Annotated in this window: 24 protein-coding genes; 14 read left to right on the top strand and 10 right to left on the bottom strand. The window is 67.7% G+C overall.

The window, feature by feature from the left end:
* Positions 1–200: 200 nt before the first annotated feature.
* Positions 201–2,279 carry an NAD(+) synthase gene (locus tag AB5S17_RS17320; RefSeq protein ID WP_369241636.1) on the bottom strand — a complete coding sequence of 693 codons (2,079 nt, stop codon included), beginning with the start codon at positions 2,277–2,279 and terminating at the stop codon, positions 201–203.
* A gap of 125 nt (positions 2,280–2,404) precedes the next feature.
* Between AB5S17_RS17320 and AB5S17_RS17315 the strand changes: the two genes are divergently transcribed.
* Positions 2,405–2,620 carry a hypothetical protein gene (locus tag AB5S17_RS17315; RefSeq protein WP_369241634.1) on the top strand — a complete coding sequence of 72 codons (216 nt, stop codon included), beginning with the start codon at positions 2,405–2,407 and terminating at the stop codon, positions 2,618–2,620.
* A gap of 41 nt (positions 2,621–2,661) precedes the next feature.
* Here AB5S17_RS17315 and AB5S17_RS17310 read toward each other — a convergent pair whose 3' ends face one another.
* From AB5S17_RS17310 to AB5S17_RS17270, 9 genes are all read right to left on the bottom strand, one after another.
* Entirely contained in the window at positions 2,662–5,154 is a 2,493-nt protein-coding gene (locus AB5S17_RS17310) for an EAL domain-containing protein (protein ID WP_369241632.1), read from the bottom strand.
* Between the two features lie 35 nt (positions 5,155–5,189).
* Positions 5,190–5,564 (bottom strand): plastocyanin/azurin family copper-binding protein, encoded by a 375-nt coding sequence (locus AB5S17_RS17305; protein ID WP_369241630.1) that lies wholly within the window; start codon positions 5,562–5,564, stop codon positions 5,190–5,192.
* Complete coding sequence (locus AB5S17_RS17300) at positions 5,561–6,574, bottom strand: catalase family peroxidase (protein WP_369241628.1); 1,014 nt, start codon at positions 6,572–6,574, stop codon at positions 5,561–5,563. The genes AB5S17_RS17305 and AB5S17_RS17300 overlap by 4 nt, the downstream gene beginning before the upstream one ends.
* Positions 6,575–6,801: 227 nt before the next feature.
* A complete protein-coding gene (locus AB5S17_RS17295) occupies positions 6,802–8,358 on the bottom strand; it encodes a SpoVR family protein (protein WP_369241626.1) in 1,557 nt (518 codons plus the stop codon).
* The gene (locus AB5S17_RS17290; RefSeq protein ID WP_369241624.1) at positions 8,358–9,662 is read right to left on the bottom strand and encodes a YeaH/YhbH family protein; all 1,305 of its coding nucleotides are present in this window, start codon (positions 9,660–9,662) and stop codon (positions 8,358–8,360) included. The genes AB5S17_RS17295 and AB5S17_RS17290 overlap by 1 nt, the downstream gene beginning before the upstream one ends.
* A gap of 18 nt (positions 9,663–9,680) precedes the next feature.
* Entirely contained in the window at positions 9,681–11,621 is a 1,941-nt protein-coding gene (locus AB5S17_RS17285; protein WP_369241622.1) for a PrkA family serine protein kinase, read from the bottom strand.
* Between the two features lie 466 nt (positions 11,622–12,087).
* Positions 12,088–12,795: an NAD-dependent deacylase gene (locus tag AB5S17_RS17280; RefSeq protein ID WP_369241620.1), complete on the bottom strand. Its 708-nt coding sequence runs from the start codon at positions 12,793–12,795 to the stop codon at positions 12,088–12,090.
* A gap of 16 nt (positions 12,796–12,811) precedes the next feature.
* Positions 12,812–14,230 (bottom strand): metalloprotease TldD, encoded by a 1,419-nt coding sequence (gene tldD / locus AB5S17_RS17275; RefSeq protein WP_369241618.1) that lies wholly within the window; start codon positions 14,228–14,230, stop codon positions 12,812–12,814.
* Between the two features lie 109 nt (positions 14,231–14,339).
* Positions 14,340–14,786, bottom strand: coding sequence for an invasion associated locus B family protein (locus AB5S17_RS17270; RefSeq protein ID WP_369241678.1), 447 nt, complete (start codon positions 14,784–14,786; stop codon positions 14,340–14,342).
* A 446-nt stretch (positions 14,787–15,232) separates the two neighbouring features.
* On the opposite strand from AB5S17_RS17270, the gene coxB reads away from it, so the two are divergent.
* From coxB to AB5S17_RS17205, 13 genes are all read left to right on the top strand, one after another.
* The gene (gene coxB, locus AB5S17_RS17265) at positions 15,233–16,186 is read left to right on the top strand and encodes a cytochrome c oxidase subunit II (RefSeq protein WP_369241616.1); all 954 of its coding nucleotides are present in this window, start codon (positions 15,233–15,235) and stop codon (positions 16,184–16,186) included.
* 24 nt (positions 16,187–16,210) lie between these two features.
* Positions 16,211–17,812, top strand: a complete 1,602-nt coding sequence (ctaD, locus tag AB5S17_RS17260) for a cytochrome c oxidase subunit I (protein WP_369241614.1) — start codon at positions 16,211–16,213, stop codon at positions 17,810–17,812.
* A gap of 267 nt (positions 17,813–18,079) precedes the next feature.
* Positions 18,080–18,973 carry a heme o synthase gene (gene cyoE, locus AB5S17_RS17255; protein WP_369241676.1) on the top strand — a complete coding sequence of 298 codons (894 nt, stop codon included), beginning with the start codon at positions 18,080–18,082 and terminating at the stop codon, positions 18,971–18,973.
* A 1-nt stretch (position 18,974) separates the two neighbouring features.
* Entirely contained in the window at positions 18,975–19,109 is a 135-nt protein-coding gene (locus AB5S17_RS17250; protein ID WP_369241612.1) for a protoheme IX farnesyltransferase, read from the top strand.
* Positions 19,106–19,753, top strand: a complete 648-nt coding sequence (locus AB5S17_RS17245; RefSeq protein ID WP_369241610.1) for a cytochrome c oxidase assembly protein — start codon at positions 19,106–19,108, stop codon at positions 19,751–19,753. The genes AB5S17_RS17250 and AB5S17_RS17245 overlap by 4 nt, the downstream gene beginning before the upstream one ends.
* Positions 19,754–19,875: 122 nt before the next feature.
* Positions 19,876–20,754 (top strand): cytochrome c oxidase subunit 3, encoded by an 879-nt coding sequence (locus tag AB5S17_RS17240; protein WP_369241608.1) that lies wholly within the window; start codon positions 19,876–19,878, stop codon positions 20,752–20,754.
* A gap of 102 nt (positions 20,755–20,856) precedes the next feature.
* A complete protein-coding gene (locus tag AB5S17_RS17235) occupies positions 20,857–21,243 on the top strand; it encodes a DUF983 domain-containing protein (RefSeq protein WP_369241606.1) in 387 nt (128 codons plus the stop codon).
* Positions 21,233–22,024 carry an SURF1 family protein gene (locus AB5S17_RS17230; protein ID WP_369241604.1) on the top strand — a complete coding sequence of 264 codons (792 nt, stop codon included), beginning with the start codon at positions 21,233–21,235 and terminating at the stop codon, positions 22,022–22,024. Before AB5S17_RS17235 ends, AB5S17_RS17230 begins: the two co-directional genes overlap by 11 nt.
* Positions 22,025–22,134: 110 nt before the next feature.
* Complete coding sequence (gene ispH, locus AB5S17_RS17225; RefSeq protein WP_369241602.1) at positions 22,135–23,139, top strand: 4-hydroxy-3-methylbut-2-enyl diphosphate reductase; 1,005 nt, start codon at positions 22,135–22,137, stop codon at positions 23,137–23,139.
* Positions 23,140–23,144: 5 nt separating this feature from the next.
* Positions 23,145–24,161, top strand: a complete 1,017-nt coding sequence (locus AB5S17_RS17220; protein WP_369241600.1) for a homoserine kinase — start codon at positions 23,145–23,147, stop codon at positions 24,159–24,161.
* Complete coding sequence (gene rnhA, locus AB5S17_RS17215) at positions 24,158–24,616, top strand: ribonuclease HI (RefSeq protein ID WP_369241598.1); 459 nt, start codon at positions 24,158–24,160, stop codon at positions 24,614–24,616. The genes AB5S17_RS17220 and rnhA overlap by 4 nt, the downstream gene beginning before the upstream one ends.
* A gap of 281 nt (positions 24,617–24,897) precedes the next feature.
* Positions 24,898–25,344 (top strand): hypothetical protein, encoded by a 447-nt coding sequence (locus AB5S17_RS17210; protein WP_369241596.1) that lies wholly within the window; start codon positions 24,898–24,900, stop codon positions 25,342–25,344.
* A 370-nt stretch (positions 25,345–25,714) separates the two neighbouring features.
* A complete protein-coding gene (locus tag AB5S17_RS17205; protein ID WP_369241594.1) occupies positions 25,715–26,560 on the top strand; it encodes a fumarylacetoacetate hydrolase family protein in 846 nt (281 codons plus the stop codon).
* Positions 26,561–26,600: the final 40 nt, after the last annotated feature.

Genomic DNA, 26,600 nt, shown 5'->3' with positions numbered 1-26,600 from the left:
CCGGGACCCATTCCAAATCGGAAGAGTCGTCGCGGCGTGGCGTTGCTTCCACCGGGCTGCGGCGTAACCGCTGAGGAATAGATCCCGGGTCAAGCCCGGGATGACGAAGCGCTATCATTCAGCTGCTTTGTCGCTGCCGTCCGATCTGCCGCTGTCGCTGTCCATCGCCGCCTACGCGGCGCCTTTGACCTCTCGCAGCCTCACCCCTCGTCCGGATAGGCCGCGTCCAGTTCCGCGAGCCATGCCGCGGCGGTGGCGTCGGAGGGCATGCGCCAGTCGCCGCGCGGCGAGAGCGACCCGCCGGCGGAGACCTTCACGCCGTTGGGGATCGCCGAGCGCTTGAACTGGGCGGCGAAGAAGCGGCGCAGGAAGGCGCGCAGCCAGCGCAGGATCGTCGCCTGGTCGTACTGGTTGCGCGCGTCCTTCGACAGGTTGGCCGGCCAGTCGCCCGCCTCGCGATCGCGCCAGGCCTGCCAGGCGAGATAGGCGATCTTCGAGGGCGGCATGCCGTAGCGCAGCATGTGGAACAGGAAGAAGTCGTGCAGCTCGTAGGGCCCGATCATGTCCTGCGTGCTCTGGATCTTCCCATCGGCGTCTGCGGGCACGAGCTCCGGCGAAATCTCGGTGTCCAGCACGTCCGCCAGCACGTCCAGCGCCGGCTGCTCGAACTGGCGCGTGGCGATCGACCAGCGGATCAGGTGCTGGATCAGCGTCTTCGGCACGCCCGCGTTCACCGCGTAGTGGCTCATCTGGTCGCCGACGCCGTAGGTGCACCAGCCGAGCGCCAGTTCCGACAGGTCGCCGGTGCCGAGGACGAAGCCGCGGCGCTGGTTGGCGAGGCGGAAGAGGTAGTCGGTCCGAAGGCCCGCCTGCACATTCTCGAAGGTGACGTCGTAGACCGGTTCGCCCTTCGCGAAGGGATGGCCCATGTCGGCGAGCATCTGCCGCGCCGCGGGGCGGATGTCGATCTCCTCGGCGGTGATGCCGAAGGCCTCCATCAGCCGCCAGGCGTTGGACTTGGTGGTCTCGCCGGTCGCAAAGCCCGGCATGGTGAAGCCGAGGATGTTCTTCCGCGGGATGCCGAGCCGGTCGCAGGCCTTGGCCGCAACGATCAGCGCATGGGTGGAATCGAGGCCGCCGGAAATGCCGATGACGAGGCCGGTGCCGGGCGTCGCCTGCGCCCGCCGCTTCAGCCCGTCGACCTGGATCTCAAAGCTCTCGTAGCAGTCCTGGTCGAGGGTCGCGGGGTCGTTCGGCACATAGGGGAAGCGGCGGAGCGGCCGCTTCAGGTCGGTCGCCGGCTCGGCGCGCGGCGCCCAGTCGAAGGAGACGGTCCGGAACGCCTCTTCCGGATGGCCGGCGAAGGCGGCGGCATCGTTGAAGGTGGGGGTGCGCTGGCGCTCCTGGCGGATGCGCATGACGTCGACGTCGGCGATCGCCAGCCGCGGCTCGTCGGCGAAGCGTTCCGAGCGGGCGAGGCGGTCGCCGAGCTCGTGGATCGAGCCCTGTCCGTCCCAGGCAAGGTCGGTCGTCGACTCGCCGGCCCCCGCGGCCGAATAGACATAGGCGCTCATGCAGCGCATCGACTGCGAGGCGCAGAGGATCTCGCGATCCGCCGCCTTGCCGACGGTGATGTTCGAGGCCGACAGATTGCACAGGATCGTGGCGCCGGCGAGCGCGCCCCGATTGGAGGGCGGCGCCGGGCCCCAGAAGTCCTCGCAGATCTCCAGATGAAAGCAGAAATCCTCCGGCCGGCCGGCGGTCGCCGCGCCTTCGTCCGCTCCGCCGTTCGCGGCACGGAAGACGAGGTCGGGGCCGAAGGGGATCGCTTCGCCCGCCAGCGTCACCGACAGTCCCCGCAGCCCATGGCCGGAGGCGAACCAGCGCTTTTCGTAGAACTCGCGGTAGTTCGGCAGGAACACCTTGGGCACGGCACCGAGAATGGTGCCCCGCCGGAAGACGAGGGCGGCATTGTAGACCCGCCCGTTGCGCCGGATCGGGGCGCCGACGACGAAGGTGCAGTCGATCTCGGCGGTCTCCGCCTTGAGCGTTGCAAGAGCGGCCTCGACGCCGGACAAGAGCGCCTCCTGCAGATGCAGGTCGTCGATCGCATAGCCGGACATGCAGAGTTCGGGAAAGATCACGAGGTCGCAGCGCTCGTCCTCCGCCTGCCGGACGAGATCGAGGACGAAGCGACAATTGCCGGCCGGATCGGCGAGCGCGACCTTCGGCGTCGCGGTCGCGACGCGGACGAAGCCGGCCCTGCGGTTGTTCATCATGGCGCTCTCTCTAGCGGATGCCTGCCCTCTTGTGTGGGAGACGGTGTCGAAATGGCAAGGTTTGCGGGCAACTCTTCCCGGCGGTGGCCGTTCCCGCCGGACGACAGGAACCAGGGAGCGGCGCCATGCCCCCGGAGAACGAGAAGCGCGGCGGGACCAACCCCGACCGGACCGGCGACGAGCCGAAGATCAGCACCGGCACCAACGATCGGCCCCGGAACGCGACTATCGGCGGGACCGGCGGCGGACTACCCGACGATTCCGGCCGCGCGATCGCGCCGGATCCGGAAGAGGAGCGCAGGATCGCGGAAAAGATCAGGCCGGCGAAGCCTGCGGGCTGAGCGGCTGACAGCCGGCGATCGCTCCCGAAGCAAGCGAGCCCTCAGACCGCGATCGACGTGATCGGGGGCTGCAGGGACGGCCCCTCCTCGGCGCCGCGCGAGCCGTCGGCCGCCGCGACCTCCTTGATGATCTGCGCCAGCGCCGAGGCGGGGCGCGGCCGGCTGAAGTAATAGCCCTGCATCTCGACGCAGCCCTCGCGGATGAGCCGTTCGGCCTGCTCGCGGGTCTCGACGCCCTCGGCGATGACCGACATGTCCATGGCGCGGCTGAGGCCGATCACCGCGCGCACGATGGCGAGGTTGTCCCGCGCTTCCAGATTGCGCACGAAGGACTGGTCGATCTTGATCTTGTCGAAGGGGAAGCGGCTGAGATAGCCGAGCGAGGAATAGCCGGTGCCGAAATCGTCCATCGAGATGCGGATGCCGAGTGCGCGGAACCGGTTCAGCGTCTCGAGGACGGCGGAGGTCTCCTGAAGGAGGAGCGATTCGGTGATCTCCAGCTGCAGCCGGCTGGCGGGCAGCCCGGCCGACGACAGCGCCCGCTCGACATCCGCGACCAGCGTCGAGCGGCGGAACTGGGTCGGCGACAGGTTGACCGAGACGATCATCCCGTCCGGCCAGGACGCGGCCTGGCGGCACGCCGTCTCCAGCGCCCAGGCGCCGAGCGTATGGATCAGCCCGCATTCCTCGGCGACCGGAATGAAGTCGGCCGGCGGGACGAAGCCGCGTTCCGGGTGACGCCAGCGCATCAGCGCCTCGAAACCGGAGACCCGCCGCGTGCGGGTGTCGACGAAGGGCTGGTAGTAGAGTTCCAGCTCGTCGCGCTCGGCGGCCTGGCGCAGGTCCAGTTCCAGGCTGCGGCGCGCCTGCAGCTGCGCGTCCATCTGCGGCTCGAAGAAGCGGAAGGTCGACCGTCCGCCGTGCTTGGCCCGGTAGAGGGCGAGATCGGCGTTCTTGATCAGCGTGTCGACATCCGGAGCCTGCGCGCCGTCGACCGGCATGGCGAGGATGATGCCGATCGAGACGCCGATCGAGGCCTCGTTGCCATCGATCCGGTAGGGCTGGCTCAGCGCCTCGATCACCTGCTTGGCCAAGGTTTCGGCCGCCGCCGCGGGGTCGCTGGCCACCTGGATGATGGCGAACTCGTCACCGCCGAGCCGTGCCACGAGGTCGTTCTGGCCGACCGTCGCGAGTAGCCGGTCGGATGCGACCTGGAGGAGGCGGTCGCCCACCGGATGGCCGAGCGTGTCGTTGACCGACTTGAAGCCGTCGAGGTCGAGGCACAGCACCGCCGTGCGCGCCGCCACCGCCGGCTTGCGGATCGCCGTCTCGAGCCGCTCGCGGAATTGCACCCGGTTCGGCAGGGAGGTCAGCGCGTCGTGCAGCGCCATGTGGCTGAGCTTGCGCTCGGCCCGGCGCCGCTCGGTGATGTCCTCGAAGGTCGCGACCCAGCCGCCGCCGGCGATCGGCTCGCGCGAGACGGCGACGATCCGCCCGTCCGGCAATTCGTGGCTGCTCGAAGCCGATTCCCCCGGCATCAGCACGTGCTGGAAGCCCGGATCCAACAGCACGTCCTTGGCGCAGACGCCGAGCTGGATGCCGCCGAACATCTGGATGAAGCGGCGGTTGAAGACCACCAGCCGCTCCGCGTCGTCGAACATGCACAGGCCCTGCGACATGTTGTTGAGGGCCGCCTCGAAGCGGGTGTTCTGCTCGGCGATGCGGTTGCGGTAGCCGTCCGCCTGCGAGGCCATCAGCTCCCGGATGCGCTCCATCTTTTCGGCGATGCTCGTCTGCATGGCGGCGAGCGCGCCCATCAGCTGGCCCGTCTCGCTGTGGCCCTCCGGCGGGATCTCGTTGTCCAGCCGGCCGGCCGCGATCGCCCGCGCCACCGCGACGGCGTGGTTGACCGGCGGCACGATCGCCCGCGTCAGAAGGAAGGAGATGAGAACCGCCAGGCCGACGGCGCCGACGATCAGCAGTCCCGTCTGGCGGACCGAGGAGTCGATGATGTTCCCGACCTCGCGTCGGAAACGGAAGCCGTCGCCGGCGAAGATCTCGACCGCGACGTCGAAGTCGTCGTCGATCTTGTGCAGCTCGGCGAGAAGGGCGCTCCTGTCCAGTGTTCCCGCCTTGGCGCGCAGGTCCGTCAGATGCTGCCGGATCAGGGCGGTCTGCCGCTTGCCGGCCGGCGAGATCGCCCGGTCCGTGGCCACCTGGAGATCGCCGAAGATGTCGGGAAGCGCCTTGCGGAAACCGGCGGCGAGCAGGCTGTCGCGCTGGTCCAAGCGATCGTCCTGCGGCGTATCCGCGCCCGGCGCCGCGACGGCCGACGGCGGCTCCTCGATCGCCTCCAGCCCGACCAGCGAGTTCTGCGCCGAGCGCAGATAGCTCATCGACAGCAGCGCCTCGTCATAGATCCGCTCCGCCAGCCGGCCGACATCGCGCTGCGAGTTCTGGGCGAAGACGCCGAGGCCCGCCGTCATCATCGTCAGGGCAAGGCAGGCAAGGAGCAGTTTCAGGCGGATCGACATGAAGATCTGTCCCGAGAGGCGGCTGGCGATCCGGCTCAATGTTGCACGGAGGGTTTCACCACGGTGACGTCCAGCCGCATGCGCGGATGAATGCCGCAGCGCACCTGGAAAACGCCGGGCGTGGTGAACGTCACGTCGACCGAGTTGCCGGGCATCTGTTCCGTGGAGTCGAAGCTGAATGCCGGCGAGTCGACGTAGATCTGATGCAGGAACGGGTCCTCGTTCGTGAAGCGGACGGCTTCGCCCGACGTCACCGTGATCGCCTTCCTGTCGAATTCCCGGCCGCTCTGGTTGACGACGGCGACGGGCTCCGCCTTCCCCCATGCCAGCACCGCCGTCAGGCAGAAGCCGAAAACGGCCGAGGGCAGGGTGACCGCGAGGATCGGGAGGAGAGGCCTTGGCGCTGTCATCGCGGCGTCACCGACGCCTCGGTCCGCTCCGTCCGGCGATCGTGCGAAATCCGGTAGGCGCGGGTGCGCGAGGCGAGCATCGGGTCCTTCGACGGCGCGATGCCGCCGACCAGGCTGAGCGGCGTGAAGAGGATGTCGCGCTGCCGCCCGGCATTGTCCGCCGCGACGCCGGTGAGGGTGATCGTGCCGAGATCGACCATCGGCCGGTCGTCCGGCCAGGGGAACGCGCCGTCGGTCAGGCTGTCGCCCGGTCCGGCGATCTGGACCTTCAGCACGAATCGCACCGGCCCGCGCGCGAGGCGCGCCCTGATCTCGTCGAAGAGGAAGTTCGGCCCCTTCTTCGCCGCCTCCTCGTCCGAAAGGTGGCGAAGGCCGGCGGCGGGCACGATGAAATAGCGCCCGTAGCGGGTGACGTTCCGGGCATTGGTGAAGGCGAAGGCGTTGACGCCGAAGAAGTGCTCGGTGGCGAAGCTCGCCGGAGCCGGCTTCGGCGCGTCGAGAAACCGCTTCGCCGCCGGATGCGCCGCGGCGTAGGCGGGCAGCGCAGTCTTGTCCGGATCGCCCAGCGCCGTCAGGAAGGCGAGGAAGCCCTCGGGCGTCGCGGCGGGAAAGCCGTTGAAGGAGTGGGCGACGATGTCCGTCGAGGCGCCGTCCCCCAGAAGGAACTTGATCGCCATGCCCTTCGGATTGGCCGCTCCATCGGTATCCGGAATGTCGGGAATGCCGGCGAAGTCGGAGAACCGCACCAGAACGGGAGACGGCGCCCTCTGCAGATGGACGGCGGTGGTCAGCGAGGCGGCGTCGGGACCGGGCTGGAAGCTGCCGTCGAGCAGGACGCCCTTGGCATGGACCGCGCGGTAGCCCTCATGCGGGCCGCCGAAGAGGTGATCGAAGGCCTTCACGATCGCCCCGGCGGTTCGGACGGGGCTCGCATCCGCGGCTTTCGCCGATCCAGAAAAGTTTACGCAGGACAACAGCAGAACGGCGGCGAGCGCAGTCTTCGCGACCATGCGTCCCGGCTTGCGACTGCGTTCCGCTGAAACATCATCCATGGGTTGCGCCTGCGCTATGCTCCGTTGCATGGCGAAGACTACTAAGGCGCAGAGATTAAACCCGAGTTAGAGATCGGCGGCGGTTCGTTCCCACCTACCGAACTTGCGGAGCGTCGCCCTGTCGCACCCGGCAAGCGAGCGCGGAGAAGACGTCCCGGCCTCTGCGCGGCGCGTGCCGTGTCGCGCTACTGGAACAGGTTGCTCGGCGAGGCGTCGTGGGTGGCGTAGGTGGCGCCGTCGTCAGCCTCCACCAGCCGGACGTCATAGCCCCAGAGATTGGCGAGATGCTGCAGCACCTTCGTCGCGTCGGCCTTGTCGAGCGTGACGCCGTCGACGACGTGATGCCGCAACAGGAGCCTTCGGTCGCCGGCGAGGTTCACGTCGACGACCTGGATGTCCGGGTCCTGCCGCGAGACGTCGAACTGGCGCGACAGCGCCTGCCGCACCGCCTTGTAGCCGCGCTCGTCATGGATCGAGCCGACCACCAGCTCGTCCTCTTCCTCCTCGTCGACCAGGTGGAAGAGGCGATGCTTGCGGATCAGGGCGGGCGAGAGGAACTGCAGGACGAAGCTCTCGTCGCGATAGTTCGCCCAGGCGTCCTTGAGGACGCCGAAGGGATCGCCGCAGCCGGCGAAATCCGGGAAGACCTGACGGTCCTCGGGCGTCGGCTCCGTCGCGATCCGCTCGATGTCCTGCATCATCGCAAAGCCCAGCGAATAGGGATTGATGCCGCCATAGCGCCGGTCGTCGAAGTCCGGCTGCATGATCACGCTGGAATGCGAGTGCAGGAACTCCATGAAGGCGCCGTCGGAGATCCGGCCCTGTTGGTGGAGCCGCGTCATCATGGTGTAGTGGACGAAGGTGGCGCAGCCCTCGTTCATCACCTTGGTCTGGCGCTGCGGATAGAAGTACTGGGCGATCTGCCGCACGATCCTCAGGATCTCGCGCTGCCAGGGGGCGAGACGCGGCGCGGACTTTTCGAGGAAATAGAGGATGTTCTCCTCGGGCAGGCCGAGCAGGGCGCGCCGGCGCTCCTCGTCCGGCTTGCGCTGCTTGCGGCCGGCGGTCTTCGGCAGGGTGCGCCAGAGCACGTTGAAGTTCTTCTCGGCGTAGTCGGCGCGCTCCTGCTGGCGACGCTGCTCCGAATTGAGGTCCGGCGCGTGCTTGCCGGGATAGCGGTGGATGCCGTGGCTCATCAGCGCATGCGCCGCGTCGAGGACCCGCTCGACCGCCTCGTGGCCGTACCGGTCCTCGCAGGCGGCGATGTAGGACTTGGCGAAGGCGAGGTAGTCGAGGATGCTCGAGGCGTCCGTCCACTGCCGGAAGGCATAGTTGTTCTTGAAGAAGTGGTTGTGGCCGAACGCCGCATGGGCGAGGACCAGCGTCTGCATCGTCGCCGAGTTCTCCTCCATGATGTAGACGATGCAGGGATCGGAGTTGATGACGATCTCGTAGGCGAGGCCCTGCCAGCCCTTGCGGTAGAGCGTCTCGTTGCGCACGAAGTGCTTGCCGAACGACCAGTGCTTGTAGAACATCGGCATGCCGGTCGAGGCATAGGCGTCGAGCATCTGCTCGGAGGTGATCACCTCGATCTGGTTGCGATAGGTGCTGAGGCCGAGTTCGGTCTCCGCCATCTCCTCCAGCGTTTCGTAGATGCGCGAGAGGGTGGAAAAGTCCCAGTCGCGGGTCTCGAACAGGAGCCCCTTCCGCCCGGCGGCCTTCGGCTTGCGAACCACCGACATCAGTCCGACCTTTCCTTCTCGGCCTTCCTCTCGAACAGTTCGCGGAAGACCGGATAGATGTCGCGGCGGCTGTTGACCTTGCGCATGGCCATCGGCAGGTCGGGCCGCAGTATCTCCTTGTAGGCCCGCCACAGGGCCGTCTCCTGGCGCGGGAAGACGCCGTCCTCGTGGTCCGGGTCGCCGCGGCCGACCTGCAGATAGGCGTAATACTGCGAGACCGGCAGGATCGTGTTGCGCAGGAGCGCGACGGTGCGGGCATTGTCGGAGGAGAGGTTGTCGCCGTCCGAGGCCTGCGCCGCGTAGATGTTCCACTGGTCGGCGGGGAAACGCGCTGCGGCGATCTTCGCCATCTCCTCCAGCGCCGAGGAGATCACCGTGCCGCCGCTCTCCCTCGAGTGGAAGAAGGTCTCCTCGTCGACCTCCTTGGCCTCGTGCGTGTGGCGGATGAAGACGATCTCCACCCGCCGGTAGCGCCGGGTCAGGAACAGATAGAGCAGCGAGAAGAACCGCTTGGCGAGGTCCTTCATGTGCTCGTCCATCGAGCTCGACACATCCATCAGGCAGAACATCGCCGCCCGGGCGATCGGCTCCGGCGTCACCTCGATGCGGCGAAAGCGAAGGTCGATCGGGTCGATGAAGGGCACGCTGCGCGAACGCCGCTCCTGCCGCTCCAGCTGGGCCCTCAGCGCGGCCAGCTTCTCGGCATCGGCGCCACCGGCCTCCGCCTCCTCGATCTCCTGGCGCAGCGCCGCCAGCTCGGCGGGCGAGGGGCGCCTCAGCGCGATGCGCCGCGACAGGCTCTTGCGCAGCGTGCGGGGCACCGAGAGGCTGGCGGGCGGGCCGGAGGTACGAAAGCCCGCCGGATGCCGCTTCTCCTGTGCATCGCCCATGATCTGCCGCTTGGCGAGGTTCGGCAGTTCCAGATCCTCGAGGAACAGGTCGAGGAACTCGTCGCGCGACAGGACGAAGGAGAACTGGTCCTCGCCCTCGCCGTCGGGGCTGCCCTCCGAGCCGGCGCCGCCGCCCTGCTTCGGCCGTGGGATGCGGTCGCCGGCGACGAACTCCTTGTTGCCCGGCAGGACATGCTCGCGCATCCCGCCCTCGCGGGAGGGCCGGAAGCTCGGCTCGTGGACCCCGTCGGCCGGGATCGAGACCGCGCCGCCCTCGTCCACCTCGCGGATCTTGCGGGCGCCGGACGCCTCGCGCACCGCCTGCCGGACGAGCGAGCGCGCCCGGCGGATGAAGCGCTGGCGGTTGGCGAGGCTCTTGCCGCCGGGATCGAGACGACGATCAATGATGTGCATGATGGATCGCCAGGCGCGTCAGCTCGCCTGCCTCACGCGCATGTACCACTCGACCAGCCGCCGGACCTGGCGCGGCGTAAAGCCGCGCTCGACCATCCGGTCGACGAACTCGTTGTGCTTCTTCTCGGTCTCCCCGTCCTTCTTGGAGCCGAAGCTGATCACCGGCAGCAGGTCCTCGACCTGGCTGAACATCCGCTTCTCGACGACGTCCCGGATCTTCTCGTAGCTCGTCCAAGATGGGTTCCGTCCGTGGTTGGCTGCCCGCGAGCGCAACGAGAACTTCACGACCTCGTTGCGGAAGTCCTTCGGATTGGCGATGCCTGCCGGCTTCTCGACCTTCGACAGTTCCTGGTTCAACAGGTCGCGGTCGAAGAGCTGCCCGGTGTCCGGATCTTTATAGTCCTGATCCTCGATCCACGCATCTGCATAAGCGACGTAGCGGTCGAACAGGTTCTGGCCGTAGTCGTGATAGGATTCGAGGTAGGCCTTCTGGATCTCGTTGCCGATAAACTCGGCATAGCGGGGTGCGAGTTCCGCCTTGATGAATTCCAGATAGTCGCTCTCGACGTCCTCGGGGAACTGTTCGCGGCGCACCGCCTGTTCGAGGACGTACATCAGGTGCACCGGATCGGCCGCCACCTCCTCGGTGTCGTGGTTGTAGGTGGCCGAGAGCGCCTTGAAGGCGAAGCGCGTCGAAATGCCGTTCATGCCCTCGTCGACGCCGGCGGCGTCGCGGTATTCCTGCATGGTGCGGGCCTTGGGGTCGATCTCCCTGAGGCTTTCGCCGTTGTAGACCCGCATCTTCGCGGCCAGAGACGAGTTCTCGTGCGGCTTGAGGCGCGACAGGACGGCGAAGCGGGCCAGCATCTCCAGCGTGTCCGGCGCGCGGGGCGCGTCGGCCAGTTCGGAGTTCATCACCAGCTTCTCGTAGATCTTGGTCTCCTCGTCGACCCTGAGGCAGTAAGGAACCTTGATCACGTAGATGCGGTCGATGAAGGCCTCGTTGTTTTTGTTGTTCTTGAAGGAGCGCCATTCCGACTCGTTGGAATGGGCCATGATCATGCCGGTGAAGGGAATCGCGCCGATGTTCTCCGAGCCGACATAGGAGCCTTCCTGCGTCGCCGTCAGCAGCGGATGCAGCATCTTGATCGGCGCCTTGAACATCTCGACGAATTCGAGCACGCCCTGGTTCGCCCGGTTGAGGCCGCCGGAATAGGAATAGGCGTCCGGATCGTTCTGCTCGAAGGTTTCGAGCCGCCGGATGTCGACCTTGCCGACCAGCGAGGAGATGTCCTGGTTGTTCTCGTCGCCGGGCTCGGTCTTGGCGATGGCGACCTGCCGCAGGCGCGACGGCATCATCTTGGCGACCTTGAACCTGGTGATGTCGCCGCCGAACTCGTCCAGCCGCTTCACCGCCCAGGGGCTCATCAGCCCGGTGAGGCGCCGGCGCGGAATGCCGTATTCCTTCGAGACCATCTCCCCCATCGTCTCGGGATCGAAGAGGACGAGCGGGCTCTCGAAGACTGGGCTGATCTCGTCGCCGGCCTTCAGGACGTAGATCGGCTGCTCCTCCATCAGCGCCTTGATCCGCTCGGCAAGCGACGATTTGCCGCCGCCGACGGGGCCGAGCAGGTAGAGGATCTGCTTGCGCTCCTCCAGCCCCTGGGCGGCCTGACGGAAGAAGGCGACGATGCGCTCGATCGTCTCCTCCATGCCGTAGAACTCGGCGAAGGCCGGATAGGTGCGGATCGTCCGGTTCTGGAAGATGCGGCCGAGCCGGGGATCCTGCGACGTGTCAACCATTTCGGGCTCGCCGATCGCTGCGAGCAGCCGCTCGTGCGGCCCGGCATACATCAGCGGGTCGGTGCGGCAGGCGTCGAGATAATCCGCGACGGACATCACGGTTTCGCGCCGCGCCTCGTACGTCTTCGCATAGTAGTCGAATAACGCGCTCAACACTCACCTCCGTTCGCCATGCCGGGGTGGGCCCTACGTGGGTCCTATGCCCCAGCCGCTCCAGTCAACAGTGTGGGCAATGCAGCGATGCGACGCAAGTCAAATCGTTGAAAACAATATTAAATTCCGCGTGCACCGAGACAAGGCGCTTGCATTCGAAGGCATGTCGGTAGAACATGCGCTCCCGGCGATTCGCGGTTCGCCTGCGGTTTTCGCTGCACTGCAGTTGAGCAGTTTCATCAGAGCCGGACGCAAATCAAGCGGTGTTTCCGGTCGCTGGAGCCGCCGGCCGTGGCGTGCGACACGTTCTTTCAGCCGATGCCGCGACCGCGGCAGGCCGCTCGGTCGCCATCGATAGATGCTAGACCTCGAAGCTTGCGGCCTGCTGGTGTCGCGCGTGTGAACCCACGGGGCTTCTCCGGCAGCTGCCGTTCCGGCTCCTGGCCCCTCGGCCGCATGGGGTCTGCCGCTAGGTCCGCAGGATCTCCGCGACGAAGGCCGGCACCAGCACGCTCGCCGGCCCCTGTCGCGCCTCGTCGAACAGGAACGTGCCCTCGGACGGCTCGAGGTTCAGCTCCAGCGTGCGGGTTCCGGCCGAGCGGGCTTCGTCGACGAAGCCCGCGGCGGGGTAGACGGCGCCGGACGTGCCGATCGAGACGAACAGGTCCGCGGCGAGCAGCCGGTCGATGATCAGCTCCATCCGGTAGGGCATCTCGCCAAACCAGACGACGTCCGGCCGCATCCGTCCGTGCGCGCCGCAGGCGGTGCAGGCGAGGTCGGTCGAAAGGTCGCCCGCGGCCTGCGAGCGCGTGCCGCAGGCCGCGCACAGCTGCTGCGTCAGCTCGCCATGCATGTGGATGACGTTCTGCGAACCGGCACGCTCGTGCAGGTCGTCGATGTTCTGCGTGACGATCGTCACGTCGCCGGCGTGCTCGTGCTGCAGCCGGGCGAGGGCGAGGTGCGCCGGATTGGGCTCCACGGCGCCGAGAGCCGCGCGTCTCGCATTGTAGAAGGCGTGCACGGCGGCTGGGTCGCGGGCAAAGCCCTCCGGCGTCGCGACGTCCTCCAGCCGGACCTTCGACCAGATCCCGCCCTTGTCGCGGAAAGTCTCGACGCCGGACTCCGCCGAAATGCCGGCGCCGGTGAGGATGACGATGGATGCGGGTGCTTTCGGCATGGTCGCGGCCGTTTCGTCAGGCGGCCTCCGTGCCGCCCACCGTCACCTGGTCCATCCGCAGATGCGGCTGGCCGACGCCGACCGGCACGCCCTGGCCGTTCTTGCCGCACATGCCGATGCCGGTATCGAGCGCGACGTCGTTGCCGACCATCGAGACGCGGTGCATCGCCTCCGGGCCGTTGCCGATCAGCATGGCGCCCTTCACCGGCTCGGCGACCTTGCCGTCGCGGATGCGGTAGGCCTCGGTGCAGCCGAAGACGAACTTGCCCGAGGTGATGTCGACCTGGCCGCCGCCGAAGGAGACGGCGTAGATGCCGTCCTTCACCGACGCGATGATCTCGCCCGGCGTGTGCGGGCCGTTCAGCATCATCGTGTTGGTCATGCGCGGCATCGGCACGTGGGCGTAGGACTGGCGCCGGCCATTGCCGGTCGCGGCCATGCCCATCAGCCGGGCGTTCTGCCGGTCCTGCATGTAGCCGACGAGCTTGCCGTCCTCGATCAGCACCGTCTTGTTGGTCGGCGTGCCCTCGTCGTCGATGGTGAGCGAGCCGCGCCGCTCCGCGAGCGTGCCGTCGTCGACCACCGTCACGCCCTTGGCCGCCACCTGCTGCCCCATCAGGCCAGAGAAGGCCGAGGTCTTCTTGCGGTTGAAGTCGCCCTCAAGCCCGTGGCCGACGGCCTCGTGCAGCATGACGCCGGGCCAGCCGGAGCCGAGCACGATGTCGAAGGTGCCGGCGGGGGCGGGGACAGCCTCGAGGTTCACCCGCGCCTGGCGCAGCGCCTCGTCGGCGATGTGCTGCCAGCTCTCGGTCACCATGAACTCGCCGAGGCCGCGCCGTCCGCCGGCGCCGAAGGAGCCGGTCTCCTGGCGGTCGCCCTTGCCGCAGACGACCGAGACGTTGATGCGCACCAGCGGACGCACGTCCTTCACCAGCCGGCCGTCGGCCCGAAGGATCTCGACCGTCTGCCAGGTGGCGCCGAGGGTCGCCGAGACCTGGCGCACGTCGTCGCCCTTGGCCCTGAGATAGGCGTCGATCGCCTGGAGGAGCTTCACCTTCTCCTCGAAGCCCGGCGCGGGGATCGGGTTCTCGTCGCCGTAGAGCTTGCGGTTGGTGCCGGCGGGCGGCTCGGCATAGCGGCCGGCATGGCCGGTCTTAACCGCCGAGACGGCGTCCGCGGCCCGCTTCAGCGCGGCCTGCGAGAAATCGCCGGCGTGGGCGTAGCCGACCGCCTCGCCGGCGACGGCCCGCAGGCCGAAGCCCTGGTCGGTGGAGAAGTTGCCGGATTTCAGCCGGCCATTGTCGAAGACCAGCGATTCCGATTCCCGGTATTCCAGGAACAGTTCGCCGTCGTCGGCGCCGCCGAGCGTTTCGCCGAGGACTGCGTCGATCTCGGCGCGGGAGATGTCGAAACGCTCGATGAGCGAAAGGGTCATGGCAAGGCGTCCTTGGAACGAGAAGTCCCGCTGGAGATAAGAGCACCGGGCGCCGTTGCCAACAACCGCGGCCCGGCGCGCGAGCGTCCGGGCCGTCCGTCGGCGCGGCTCAGGGCAGCGCGTCGAAGCCCTCGCGGAAGCCCTTGAGGTCGACCGGGATGCCGATCCCCTGTTCCGGGCTCTGGAAAACGATGAAGGTCGCCGTCTTGCCCTCGGACAGGGTCTTCAGAAGCTCGTCGGCGAGAACCACCTCGGCATAGCAGCCGTCGGAAAAGCAGCGCACGAACTGGGCCCGGCCGATCTCCTTGCCGTCGACATAGAGGCCGAGGCCGTTCGGCAGGAGGATGCCGAGCGGGGCGAGGACGCGCAGGATGCGGGCCTTCTTGTCAGCGGTCTTCAGCGCGACGACGGAGAGGCCGATCTCCGGCCGGTCCTCGGCGACGACGTTCTGCAGGAGGGCGCACTGCTCGCCCGATGCGCCGGCCGGCTGGTCGCAGACGACGGCCCAGGCGCCGTGCCGGCTCTTGACCGTGCCGGTCGCCCCGGCTTGCGCCATGGCGGACGGCGTCGCGGCGAAAAGGCAGGCGGTCAGGGCGAGGGCCGTGACGGCCGGCGTGAGGGCTTTGATCATGTCGACGTCCGAATCAGATTCCGGTCACATTATCCCGCGACCATGGCAAAGGATTGATTACCGCCTTCCCCGCCGCAGCGCGACCGCGCACCGCCGCTCCCCGCGGTCGCCCACCTTGACCTAAAGGCGGACGGTCGGCCGCAGCTTCCGCTACCGCCCTGATTTTGCTCGCGACAGAGTCGCGGGTTCGGGAAAATGTCGCAAGGTTCGGTCCAATCTATGATGTTGCGGTCGGACGACTTTCGTGGTTTGAAACGGGAGTCTGCGGGAGGTCGCCGGATCGTGGGGGAAGAGGATGTCGAAGGTTCGGCGCCTCGAACGATGCGGTGGAAGGCGGGCGTGAGCTCCGCGCGACAGGGGAGAACAAGCGAGTGAGACGATCGATCTTTGCCGTCGCGGCGCTGCTTGGAAGCGCCGGCGCGGCAGCTGCCCAGGAGGGGGCGGGCTCAGGTTCGGCGCTGGCGATCGCACGGCCGGCCGGTCAGCCGCATCCCTGGCAGATGGGCCTGCAGGAGGCGCTGTCGCCGATCGAGGCGCAGATCCACTGGTTCAGCGACTACGTGCTGGCCTTCATCGTTCCGATCGTGATCCTGGTCGCGGCGCTGCTCGGCTACTGCATCTATCGCTTCCGCGACAGCAAGAACCCGGTCGCCTCGCGCACCAGCCACAACACGCTGATCGAGGTCATCTGGACGCTGGCGCCGGTCATCGTCCTTCTGTTCATCGCGGTGCCCTCCTTCCAGCTCCTGACGGCGGAGTACAACCCGCCGAGCGAGCCGCAGCTGACGGTCAAGGCGACCGGTCATCAGTGGTACTGGAGCTACGACTACCAGCCGCCCGGCAATTCGCCCGAAGCGAAGGTGAAGCCGGTGTCCTTCGATTCCTATCCGCTCGCGCAGCTGACCGACTCGATCGCCGACCAGGACGCCGCGGCGAAGGCGAAGGGCAGCCTGTCCGAATATCCGCGGCTGCTCGCGGTGGACAACGAGATGGTCGTGCCGGTGAACACGGTGATCCGCCTGACCACCACCTCGGGCGACGTCATCCATTCCTGGGCGATGCCGTCGATGGGCGTGAAGGTCGACGCCATTCCCGGCCGTCTCAACGAATACTGGTTCGAGCCGCTGAAGGAAGGCCTGTTCTACGGCCAGTGCTCGGAGCTCTGCGGCCAGAACCACGCGAACATGCCGATCGCCCTGCGCGTGGTCTCCAAGGAACAGTTCCAGAAATGGTACGCCGCCGCCTCGCAGGATGTCGGTGCGGCGAACAAGCAGCTGATGGCGCAGGTCGACGGGGCGAAGACCGTCGCGGTCGCCGGTCGCTGACGGCAAGGGACGAGGGGAGAGACCATGGCTTACACCGCCGCCCACGAGGCCCATGACGATCACAAGCCGCACGGCTGGACGCGCTGGGTCTATTCGACCAACCACAAGGACATCGGGACGCTCTACCTGATCTTCTCGATCTGCGCCGGCCTCGTCGGCGCGGCCCTGTCGATCGCCATGCGCGCCGAGCTCCAGGAGCCCGGCCTGCAGATCTTCGGCGATCCGCAGATGTACAACGTTTTCACCACCGGCCACGGCCTGATCATGATCTTCTTCATGGTCATGCCGGCGATGATCGGCGGCTTCGCCAACTGGATGGTGCCGATCATGATCGGCGCGCCGGACATGGCCTTCCCGCGCCTCAACAACATCTCCTTCTGGCTGCTCGCTGCCGCTTTCCCGCTGCTCATCCTGTCGATGTTCGTCGAGGGCGCGCCGGGCTCGAACGGCGCCGGCACCGGCTGGACGATGTATCCGCCGCTGTCGACCACCGGCCATCCCGGCCCGGCGGTGGATCTGGCGATCTTCTCGCTGCATATCGCCGGCGCTTCGTCGATCCTCGGCGCGATCAACTTCATCACCACGATCCTGAACATGCGCGCCCCGGGAATGACGCTGCACAAGATGCCGCTGTTCGCCTGGTCCGTGCTTGTGACGGCGTTCCTGCTGCTCCTGTCGCTGCCGGTGCTCGCCGGCGCGATCACCATGCTGCTCACCGACCGCAATTTCGGCACGACCTTCTTCTCGCCGGCCGGCGGCGGCGACCCGATCCTGTTCCAGCACCTGTTCTGGTTCTTCGGTCACCCCGAGGTCTACATCCTGATCCTGCCGGGCTTCGGCATCATCAGCCACGTCATCTCGACCTTCTCCAAGAAGCCGGTCTTCGGCTATCTCGGCATGGCCTACGCCATGGTCGCGATCGGCGTCGTCGGCTTCGTGGTGTGGGCGCACCACATGTACACGACCGGCATCTCGCTCAACACGCAGCGCTACTTCCTGTTCGCGACGATGGTCATCGCCATCCCCACCGGCATCAAGATCTTCTCCTGGATCGCGACCATGTGGGGCGGGTCGATCTCATTCCGCGTGCCGATGCTGTGGGCGGTGGGCTTCATCTTCCTGTTCACCGTCGGCGGCGTCACCGGCGTCAAGCTCGCCAATGCCGGCTTCGACCGCGTGGTGCAGGATACCTACTACGTCGTCGCGCACTTCCACTACGTGCTGTCGCTCGGCGCCGTCTTCGCCATCTTCGCGGCCTGGTACTACTGGTTCCCGAAGATGTCCGGCTACATGTACAACGAGCGGATCGGCCAGATCCATTTCTGGCTGACCTTCGTCGGCGTGAACATCATCTTCTTCCCGCAGCACTTCCTCGGTGCCGCCGGCATGCCGCGCCGCTATGCCGACTATCCCGACGCCTTCGCCGGCTGGAACTTCGTCTCCTCGATGGGTTCCTACATCTCCGGCGTCGCGCTGCTCGTCTTCCTCTACGGGGTCTGGGAAGCCTTCTCCAAGAAGCGGATCGCCGGCGACAATCCGTGGGGCGAGGGGGCGACCACGCTGGAATGGCAGCTGTCCTCGCCGCCGCCCTACCACCAGTGGGAAGAGCTGCCGCGCGTTCGCTAACGCTCTGATCTTGAACGGGGCCCCGGATCGACGACGAGACCTGGGGCAACCCGTCCAAGGCGACAAAACCCCGCACATGCGCTAGAAGCGTCTGCGAGACGAAACGGGCGGGTCCCGGCGACAGCCGGGGTGCGCCGAAATCGGGGCCGGATCATCCGCCGGCCCGGGCCGGCCGCGCGCCGGCCGACGACATGACGAGGTCGATCCTTGACGCTTCTCGATGCCACCCATGCCGAGGCCGCGGCGCCTGCCAACGAGGGCGTTAGCCTGGCACAGCCCCGCGACTTCCTGGCGCTTCTGAAGCCGCGGGTGATGTCCCTCGTGGTGCTGACGGCAATCGCCGGGCTCGTGGTCAGCCCGGGGCACATGAGCCCGACGCTCGCCTTCTTCTCGATCCTGGCGATCGCCATCGGGGCCGGTGCCGCCGGCTCGCTCAACATGTGGTACGACGCCGACATCGACGGCGTTATGACGCGGACCGCCAAGCGCCCCGTTCCGTCCGGCCGGGTCGATCCGGAGACGGCGCTGTCCTTCGGCATCGGCCTGTCGATCCTCGGCGTCTCGCTGCTCGGTCTCGCCGCCAACTGGCTGGCTGCCGGCCTGCTCGCCTTCACCATCTTCTTCTATGCCGTCGTCTACACGATGGGGCTGAAGCGCTGGACGCCGCAGAACATCGTCATCGGCGGCGCCGCGGGCGCCTTTCCGCCGATGATCGGCTGGGCGGCGGCGACCGGCGGCATCTCGATCGAGAGCGTCACACTCTTTTTGATCATCTTCCTCTGGACGCCGCCGCATTTCTGGGCGCTGGCGCTGTTCAAGCTGAGGGACTACGACAATGCCGGCGTGCCGATGCTGCCGAACGTCGCCGGCGAGCGCGCGACGCGCATCCAGATCTTCGCCTACTCGCTGATTCTCGCCCCGATCGGCGTCGCGCCCTTCCTGCTCGGCTTTGCCGGCCCGGTCTACGGTGTCGCTTCCGTGCTGCTCGGCGCCAACTTCGTGCGCCACGCCTATCGGACGCTCAAGATGCCGGACGGCGATCCGAAGATGATCCCGGCGAAGAAGCTGTTCGGCTTCTCGATCCTCTACCTCTTCGGCCTGTTCGCCATCCTGCTCGGCGAAGGCCTCGTCACCCATCTTCTCTCGGCGTTCGGAGGCTGAGGTGAAGAACGATCGCGTCAGGCTGACCGAGGCCGAGGAGAAGGCGCGACGCAACCGCTCGGTCGCCATCGCTGTGGTCCTCGTGGCGCTGGTGGTGATCTTCTACGTCGTCTCGATCGCGAAGATGGCGTCATGACGAGCGGCGGGCCGGGGGAGCCGGGCCGCACGACTGCCGCGCGCCGCGGCGTCCTCATTGCCGTTGCATGCGCGGCCTTCGCCGCCGGCATGGTCGGCGCCGCCTACGCCTCCGTCCCGCTCTACCGCCTGTTCTGCCAGGTCACCGGCTATGGCGGCACCACGCAGTGGGCGACGACCGGGAGCAGCCGCGTCGTCGACCGCACCGTCCTCGTGCGCTTCGACAGCAATGTCGCGCCGGGCCTGCCCTGGAGCTTTCGACCGAACGAGCGCGAGGTCCGGCTGAAGCTCGGCGAGACGCATCAGACGACCTTCCACGTCCGCAACGATTCGGCCCGCGCGCTGACCGGCCAGGCCTTGTTCAATGTGACGCCGGAAGCCGCCGGCGTCTATTTCAACAAGGTCGTCTGCTTCTGCTCGACCAGCCAGACGCTGAAGCCCGGCGAGGCGGCGGACGTCCCGGTGCTGTTCTTCGTCGACCCGCAGATGGTGAAGGCGGAGGAGCTGAAGGACACGCCGGCGATTACGCTGTCCTACACCTTCTTCCCGGTCGACGATGCGGAGAAGCTGCCGGAGCCCGTGCTGGAGCCGGTGGCCGGATCACCGGCCGGACGAACGGATGTCCGGAAGGGCAGGGAGAGTTGAGGTCCGGCGGGGCGGCGTGAGAGCCGCGGGAGCCCCCGGAACTTTGGAAGTGGTGGCAGCGGACGGTGATCTCGTATAGTCAGATCGTCGGGCCGAGTGAGGAGAAGGTCGGGGGAGCATCGATGGCCAATACGCACGCCAAGCATCACGATTACCACATCATTGATCCGAGCCCGTGGCCGTTCATCGGCTCGGTCGGCGCGTTCATCATGTTCATCGGCGCGGTCGCGCTGATGCGCTGGCATTCCGGCAGCCAGTTCCTGCTCTTCGGCGCCGACATCGCGACGCCCTGGATCTTCGTCCTCGGCCTCATCGTCGTGCTCTACACCATGTTCGGCTGGTGGTCGGATACGGTGAAGGAGAGCCGGGAGGGCGCTCATACCCGCGTCGTCCAGCTGTCGCTGCGCTACGGCATGATCATGTTCATCGCCTCGGAGGTGATGTTCTTCGTCGCCTGGTTCTGGGCGTTCTTCGACGCCAGCCTGTTCCCGAACGAGGCGGTCCAGACGGCGCGCACGCAGGTTCTCGGCGGGCAGTGGCCGCCGGTCGGCATCGAGGTGCTCGATCCGCTCCACCTTCCGCTGTTCAACACGATCACGCTGCTCCTGTCCGGCACGACCGTCACCTGGGCGCACCATGCGCTGCTCCACAACGACCGCAGCGGCCTGAAGATCGGTCTGGCGCTGACCGTCGCGCTCGGGCTGATCTTCTCCTACGTGCAGTTCTACGAGTACAGCCACGCGCCGTTCGCCTTCGCCGGCTCGATCTACGGCTCGACCTTCTTCATGGCGACCGGCTTCCACGGCTTCCACGTCATCATCGGCACGATCTTCCTGGCGGTCTGCCTGATCCGGGCCTCGGCCGGGCAGTTCACGCCGCAGAAGCATTTCGGCTTCGAGGCGGCAGCCTGGTACTGGCACTTCGTCGACGTGGTCTGGCTGTTCCTGTTCTTCTGCGTCTACGTCTGGGGCGGCTGGGGCGGCCACATCGCCGCAGGCTGACCGATCGCCGCCTCCGCCGCGCGCGGGGCGCCCGATCAGAGGCAGGCAGGGAGGAGGCGGCGCGCCACGCGGCCGCCTTCTTCGGTTTCGGGAGAGAGTGCGATGAGCGAGGACAAGGCGCTGTTCGCGCCGGTCGATCCGGCCAAGGCGGGATTGCGCGGACGCTGCCCGCGCTGCGGCGAAGGCAAGCTCTTCGCCGGCTACCTCACCACCGCCCCGCGCTGCTCGCACTGCGGCCTCGACTATGAGTTCATCGATTCCGGCGATGGCCCGGCGGTCTTCGTCATCCTGATCATCGGCATCATCGTGTGCGGTCTGGCGCTCTTCGTCGAGGTCAGCTGGAACCCGCCGCTCTGGGTCCACTTCATCCTGTGGATCCCGCTGACCCTGATTCTCGCGCTGCCGCTCCTGCGCATCCTCAAGGGGCTGATGATCGGCGTTCAGTACAAGAACCGGGCGGCGGAAGGGCGGCTCGACCGTGCGGAGTGAGGCGGCGGCCGACGAGCGGCGACCTCTCGCCCTGCGCGGCAGGGCGATGTCGCGCACGGGCTTTGCGGTCGCTCTCGCGGCCTGCCTCCTCGGGATCGCGATCCTGTGCGGTCTCGGCACATGGCAGGTCGAGCGGCTGCAGTGGAAGCAGGCGCTGCTCGCGCGGATCGACGCGCAGATCCATGCGGCGCCGGTCCCGGTCGACGCGCTGGCGGCGGATGACGCAAAGGGGCGTGACATCGAATATCGGCGGGTGACGGCGAGCGGCCACTTCCTCAACGAGGACGAGCGCTACGTCTTCACGACGTTCGACGGCCAGTCCGGCTGGAACGTCTTCACGCCGCTCGTCCTGTCCGGCAACCGCATGGTGTTCGTCAACCGCGGCTTCGTCCCGTACGACCTGCGCGATCCGGCCAAGCGATGGGCGGGCCAGGTCGCGGGGGAGGTCACGGTGACGGGGCTCGCCCGCAGGCCGCCGCAGGAAAAGCCCGGCTATTTCGTCCCCGACAACGACCCGGCCAAGGACACCTTCTACTGGCGCAATCTCGACGCCATGCGGATGGGCCTCAAGCTGCCGGAGGGCATGGCCGTCCTGCCGTTCTTCATCGACGCCGGCCCCGGCCGGGCGCCCGGCGGCTGGCCGGTCGGCGGCACGACGGTCATCGCCATTCCCAACGACCATCTGCAATACGCCCTCACCTGGTATGGACTCGCCGCAGTGCTGATCGTGATGACGGCGATGCTCGTGCGGCGCCGCTTCGGTGGCCGGCGCGAAGGCTAGCGCCGGCCCGCGCCTTGACAGAGGTGGGGCCGATCCCTTCATTCCCGCCTAGAAGCGCCCGGCGCCCTGCCTGCGCCGCCCGACCTGCCGCAATTCCGGAGCCTGCCCCCGTGTCAGCCGTACCCGCCAAGCCGAAGCTGACGATCCGCCTGTGCGAGCCGCGCGGCTTCTGCGCCGGCGTAGACCGGGCGATCCAGATCGTCGTCCTCGCCCTGAAGAAATACGGCGCCCCGGTCTATGTGCGCCACGAGATCGTCCACAACCGCTTCGTGGTCGAGGGCCTGAAGGCGATGGGCGCGGTCTTCGTCGAGGAACTCGCCGACGTGCCGGACGACGGCCAGCCGGTGGTCTTCTCCGCCCACGGCGTGCCGAAATCGGTGCCCGCCGAGGCGCAGGCGCGCGAACTGCTCTATCTCGACGCCACCTGTCCGCTGGTCTCCAAGGTCCACAAGCAGGCGATGCTGCACGTCAAGCGCGGCCGCCACGTCATCCTGGTCGGCCACAAGGGCCACCCGGAGGTGATCGGCACGATGGGTCAGTTGCCGGAGGGCACCGTCAGCCTGATCGAGAGCGAGGCGGACGTCGAGGCCTTCGCGCCGGCCGATCCCGCGGCGCTCGGCTTCGTCACCCAGACGACGCTGTCGGTCGACGACACCAGCGGCATCGTGGCGGCCCTGCAGGACAAGTTCCCCGAGATGCAGGCGCCCTCTTCGGATTCGATCTGCTACGCGACGACCAACCGCCAGGAGGCGGTGAAGGCGGCGGCGCAAGGGGCGGACCTGTTCCTGATCGTCGGCGCGCCGAATTCGTCCAACTCCAAGCGGCTGGTGGAGGTCGCGACCGGCGCCGGCGCGCTGCACGGCGCTCTGGTGCAGGGGGTGGACGACATTCCGTGGGACATGCTCGGCGACGGCTCGGTGGTGGCTGTCTCGGCCGGCGCTTCGGCGCCGGAAGTGCTGACCTCCGCCGTCCTCGACGCCTTCCGCGCGCGCTACGACGTCACCATCGACCTCGTGCAGACCGCCGAGGAGACCGAATACTTCCCGGTCATGCGCTCGCTGCGCGACACCCCGCTCGCCCCCGCCGACATGGCCTTCGTCAACGGCGGGGCCTGACCGACTTGGCCGTCTATACCGACGTTTCCGAACCGCAGCTCTCCGCCTTCCTCGCCGGCTACGACCTCGGCGACCTGAAGAGCTACAAGGGCATCGCCGAGGGTGTGGAGAACTCCAACTTCGTCCTGAAGACGGGCGAGGCGACCTACATCCTGACGCTCTACGAGAAGCGGGTGAACCGGGGCGACCTGCCGTTCTTCGTCGGGCTGATGGAGCACCTGGCCGAGGGCGGGCTGTCCTGCCCGCTGCCGGTGCGGGACCGCGCCGGCGAGACGCTGGGCGAACTCGCCGGTCGGCCGGCCGCGATCTTCACCTTTCTCGAGGGCATGTGGACGCGGCGGCCCGGCGCCGAGCATTGCCGCGCCGTCGGTGCCGAGATGGCGCGCATGCACGCTATCGCCGGCAGTTTCGCGCTGACCCGCCGCAACGGCCTGGCCCTCTCCGACTGGCGGCCCTTGTTCGACAGCTGCGGCGGGCGCGCCGACGCGGTGGAGCCCGGCCTCGGCGCCGAGATCGCCGCGGAACTCGACTTTCTCGAAGCGAACTGGCCGGCGGACCTGCCGGCGGGCGTCATCCATGCCGATCTCTTCCCCGACAACGTCTTCTTCCTCGCCGGAGAGCTTTCCGGCCTGATCGACTTCTATTTCGCCTGCAACGACCTTCTTGCCTACGATCTCGCGATCGGGCTGTGCGCCTGGTGCTTCGAGCCGGACGGCAGCTACAACGTCACCAAGGGACGGGCGCTGGTCGAGGGCTATGCCGGCGTGCGGCCGCTGACGGAGGCCGAGATCGAGGCCTTTCCGGTGCTCTGCCGCGGCGCCTCCATCCGCTTCCTGCTCACCCGCCTCTACGACTGGCTGACCGTGCCGGACGATTCCTTCGTCACCAAGAAGGATCCGCGCGAATATCTGAAGAAGCTGCGCTTCCACCGCGGCATCGCAGCGGCGGCCCAATACGGCTTCGACATCGCCCGCGCGACCGGCGGAGCTGTCGGTGCCGCGGGGGCGGGGGATGCGCGATGAGCGGCCGGGTAGAGATCTTCACCGACGGCGCCTGCTCCGGCAATCCCGGCCCCGGCGGCTGGGGTGCGATCCTGCGCTTCAACGGCGCCGAGAAGGAACTGAAGGGCGGCGAGGCCAACACCACCAACAACCGCATGGAGCTGACGGCGGTGATCGAGGCGCTCGCGGCGCTGAACCGGCCCTGCGCGATCGACCTCTACTCCGACTCGCAATACATGCGCGACGGCATCACCAAGTGGATCAACGGCTGGAAGCGCAACGGCTGGAAGACGGCCGACAGGAAGCCGGTGAAGAACGCCGAGCTCTGGCAGCGGCTCGAGGTCGAGAAGGCGCGCCACGACATCACCTTCCACTGGGTTCGCGGCCATGCCGGGCACGCGGAGAACGAGCGCGCCGACGAACTGGCCCGCGCCGGCATGGAGCCGTTCAAGCGAAAGCGCGCCGCCGCGGAGTAGCCGGCGGAGCGGCGGGCGCCTGCTCATCGCCGCGCCCGCGCTGTACCTCCCGGCCGCGTTGCGGCCTGCATTCCGCCGGATCGGCCGGCTGGCTGTGCGCCCGCACCTTGATCGCCCCCGCGGCGGAGCCGCGCTGTGCGCCGACGCTTGGGCGGCCAGCCAATTCCCCTGCGTCGCCTCGCATCCCCGTGATTTCCTCCGGAAATTCAGGGTGATATACTCGTCCCCGTCGTAAGCGTGCGTTGCGTTCCGTGTTTGATTTCCCTGTCACGGAGGCTGTGATGAAGCACCAAGACCCCCTCGCGATGGAACGATCCGCCGAGGCGATCTCCCTGAATGACCTCTCCGTCAACGAGCGGCTCCAGCGCTGGGCGCTTCTGCTCGAAAGCCACGAAGGCCCGGTCCACGCGCTGGACCGGATCGAATACATGTCGCCGCGCGACCGGCGCGCGGTGCGCGGGCTCAACACACCGATGTCCGTCGCCTTCGCCGATCCGGTGTTCCGCGCACAGGGGCTGACCGGCGATACGCTGGGCGAGACGATGTCCTTCTTCGATCTCACCGACCACGACGCGCATCGCATGTTCTGCGACTGCCACTACAACGGTTCGATGACCGGCCGGAACCTCGCGGCCCGGCTGCGCCACCACGCCGACGTGCGCGAGCGCGGAACGTTGTTCCAGCGGATCGCGCGGATGATCTTCGGGCGGCGTCCGGCGGCAGCCTGACCCGACGGCTCACCGCTCCGGCCGAGGCAGATCCCGGACGGGGCGGTTGCCGGATATTTGGGGGTTCCGTGACAGCGGCAGGGGCATGCCTCTGCCGACGGCGTACTGCGTCCGCGCGTGCCGGTGCGCGATCGCGATGTTCTCCTCATAGCTTCGGAGGGTGACGCCGCGATCGCTGGAGCGGTGATGGATATCCGGCCTCTGCCGAGTGCGGGCCGGGCGCAGCCATGCGGCGCGCTCTCACCTGTCCTCGAAGCGGGGGCCCCGGCAAGAAAATCCTCTGCCCGCCGCGACTTCGCGTGGCCGGCGGCTATCTCTCCGGTCGGAGGTCGGGCGCCAGGGCTCGGCCACGGACGGAGGAGTCGAACCCATGCGGCTGGTGCGATACGGTGATGCGGGGCGGGAGAAGCCGGGGCTGATCGACGACGACTATGTCCTGCGCGACCTCTCCGGCGAGGTGGACGACATCGGCGGCGAGGTGCTGACGAAGGCGGGGCTGGCGCATCTGCGGCAGATCGACCCGAAGAGCCTGATCAAGGCCGACCCCTCGCACCGCATCGGTCCCTGCGTCGGCAAGGTCGGCAACTTCATCGCCGTCGGCCTCAACTACGAGGACCATGCGCGCGAATCCGGCATGGACATCCCGAAGGAGCCGATCCTCTTCAACAAGGCACCGTCCTGCATCGTCGGGCCGCACGACGACGTCATCGTGCCGCGGGGATCGGATCGGCTCGACTGGGAGGTGGAGATCGCCATCGTCATCGGCGAGCCGGCGCTCTACGTCTCGGAGGACGAGGCGATGGACCATGTTGCCGGCTTCTGCCTGTGCAACGACGTCTCCGAGCGAACCTTCCAGGCCAATCGCGGCGGCCAGTGGATGAAGGGCAAGAGCGCGCCGACCTTCGGGCCGCTCGGCCCTTGGCTGGTGACGCCGGACGCGCTCGGCGATCCGCAGGCCGTCGACCTCTGGCTCGACGTCAACGGCGAGCGCATGCAGACCGGCTCGACCGCCACGATGATCTTCGGGGTGAAGACGCTCGTCTCGTACATCTCGCAGTTCATGCAGCTGATGCCCGGCGACGTCATCACCACCGGCACGCCGCCGGGCGTCGGCATGGGCATGAAGCCGGAGCGCTATCTCAAGCCCGGCGACATCGTGACCCTCGGCGGCACCCATCTCGGCGAGCAGCGGCAGGTGGTCAAGGCGGCGGAATAGCGGCCCGGCCCCCGCCTTCGCCCGGCCGGCGGTCGGGCGG

This window comes from Jiella sp. M17.18 (assembly GCF_041027365.1).
GTDB lineage: Bacteria > Pseudomonadota > Alphaproteobacteria > Rhizobiales > Rhizobiaceae > VKMB-3413.
This window is presented reverse-complemented; position numbering and strand designations above follow the sequence as displayed.

Bases quoted from the DNA above. Each gene is read 5' to 3' on its own strand.
- AB5S17_RS17235 (WP_369241606.1), top strand. From the start codon at position 20,857: ATGAGCGAGGACAAGGCGCTGTTCGCGCCGGTCGATCCGGCCAAGGCG.
- AB5S17_RS17210 (WP_369241596.1), top strand. From the start codon at position 24,898: ATGAAGCACCAAGACCCCCTCGCGATGGAACGATCCGCCGAGGCGATC.
- AB5S17_RS17300 (WP_369241628.1), bottom strand. From the start codon at position 6,574: ATGGTCGCGAAGACTGCGCTCGCCGCCGTTCTGCTGTTGTCCTGCGTA.
- AB5S17_RS17315 (WP_369241634.1), top strand. From the start codon at position 2,405: ATGCCCCCGGAGAACGAGAAGCGCGGCGGGACCAACCCCGACCGGACC.
- AB5S17_RS17205 (WP_369241594.1), top strand. From the start codon at position 25,715: ATGCGGCTGGTGCGATACGGTGATGCGGGGCGGGAGAAGCCGGGGCTG.
- AB5S17_RS17240 (WP_369241608.1), top strand. From the start codon at position 19,876: ATGGCCAATACGCACGCCAAGCATCACGATTACCACATCATTGATCCG.
- rnhA (WP_369241598.1), top strand. From the start codon at position 24,158: ATGAGCGGCCGGGTAGAGATCTTCACCGACGGCGCCTGCTCCGGCAAT.
- AB5S17_RS17310 (WP_369241632.1), bottom strand. From the start codon at position 5,154: ATGTCGATCCGCCTGAAACTGCTCCTTGCCTGCCTTGCCCTGACGATG.
- AB5S17_RS17305 (WP_369241630.1), bottom strand. From the start codon at position 5,564: ATGACAGCGCCAAGGCCTCTCCTCCCGATCCTCGCGGTCACCCTGCCC.
- AB5S17_RS17280 (WP_369241620.1), bottom strand. From the start codon at position 12,795: ATGCCGAAAGCACCCGCATCCATCGTCATCCTCACCGGCGCCGGCATT.
- AB5S17_RS17270 (WP_369241678.1), bottom strand. From the start codon at position 14,786: ATGGCGCAAGCCGGGGCGACCGGCACGGTCAAGAGCCGGCACGGCGCC.
- AB5S17_RS17320 (WP_369241636.1), bottom strand. From the start codon at position 2,279: ATGATGAACAACCGCAGGGCCGGCTTCGTCCGCGTCGCGACCGCGACG.
- AB5S17_RS17295 (WP_369241626.1), bottom strand. From the start codon at position 8,358: ATGTCGGTGGTTCGCAAGCCGAAGGCCGCCGGGCGGAAGGGGCTCCTG.
- ctaD (WP_369241614.1), top strand. From the start codon at position 16,211: ATGGCTTACACCGCCGCCCACGAGGCCCATGACGATCACAAGCCGCAC.
- AB5S17_RS17245 (WP_369241610.1), top strand. From the start codon at position 19,106: ATGACGAGCGGCGGGCCGGGGGAGCCGGGCCGCACGACTGCCGCGCGC.
- tldD (WP_369241618.1), bottom strand. From the start codon at position 14,230: ATGACCCTTTCGCTCATCGAGCGTTTCGACATCTCCCGCGCCGAGATC.
- AB5S17_RS17290 (WP_369241624.1), bottom strand. From the start codon at position 9,662: ATGCACATCATTGATCGTCGTCTCGATCCCGGCGGCAAGAGCCTCGCC.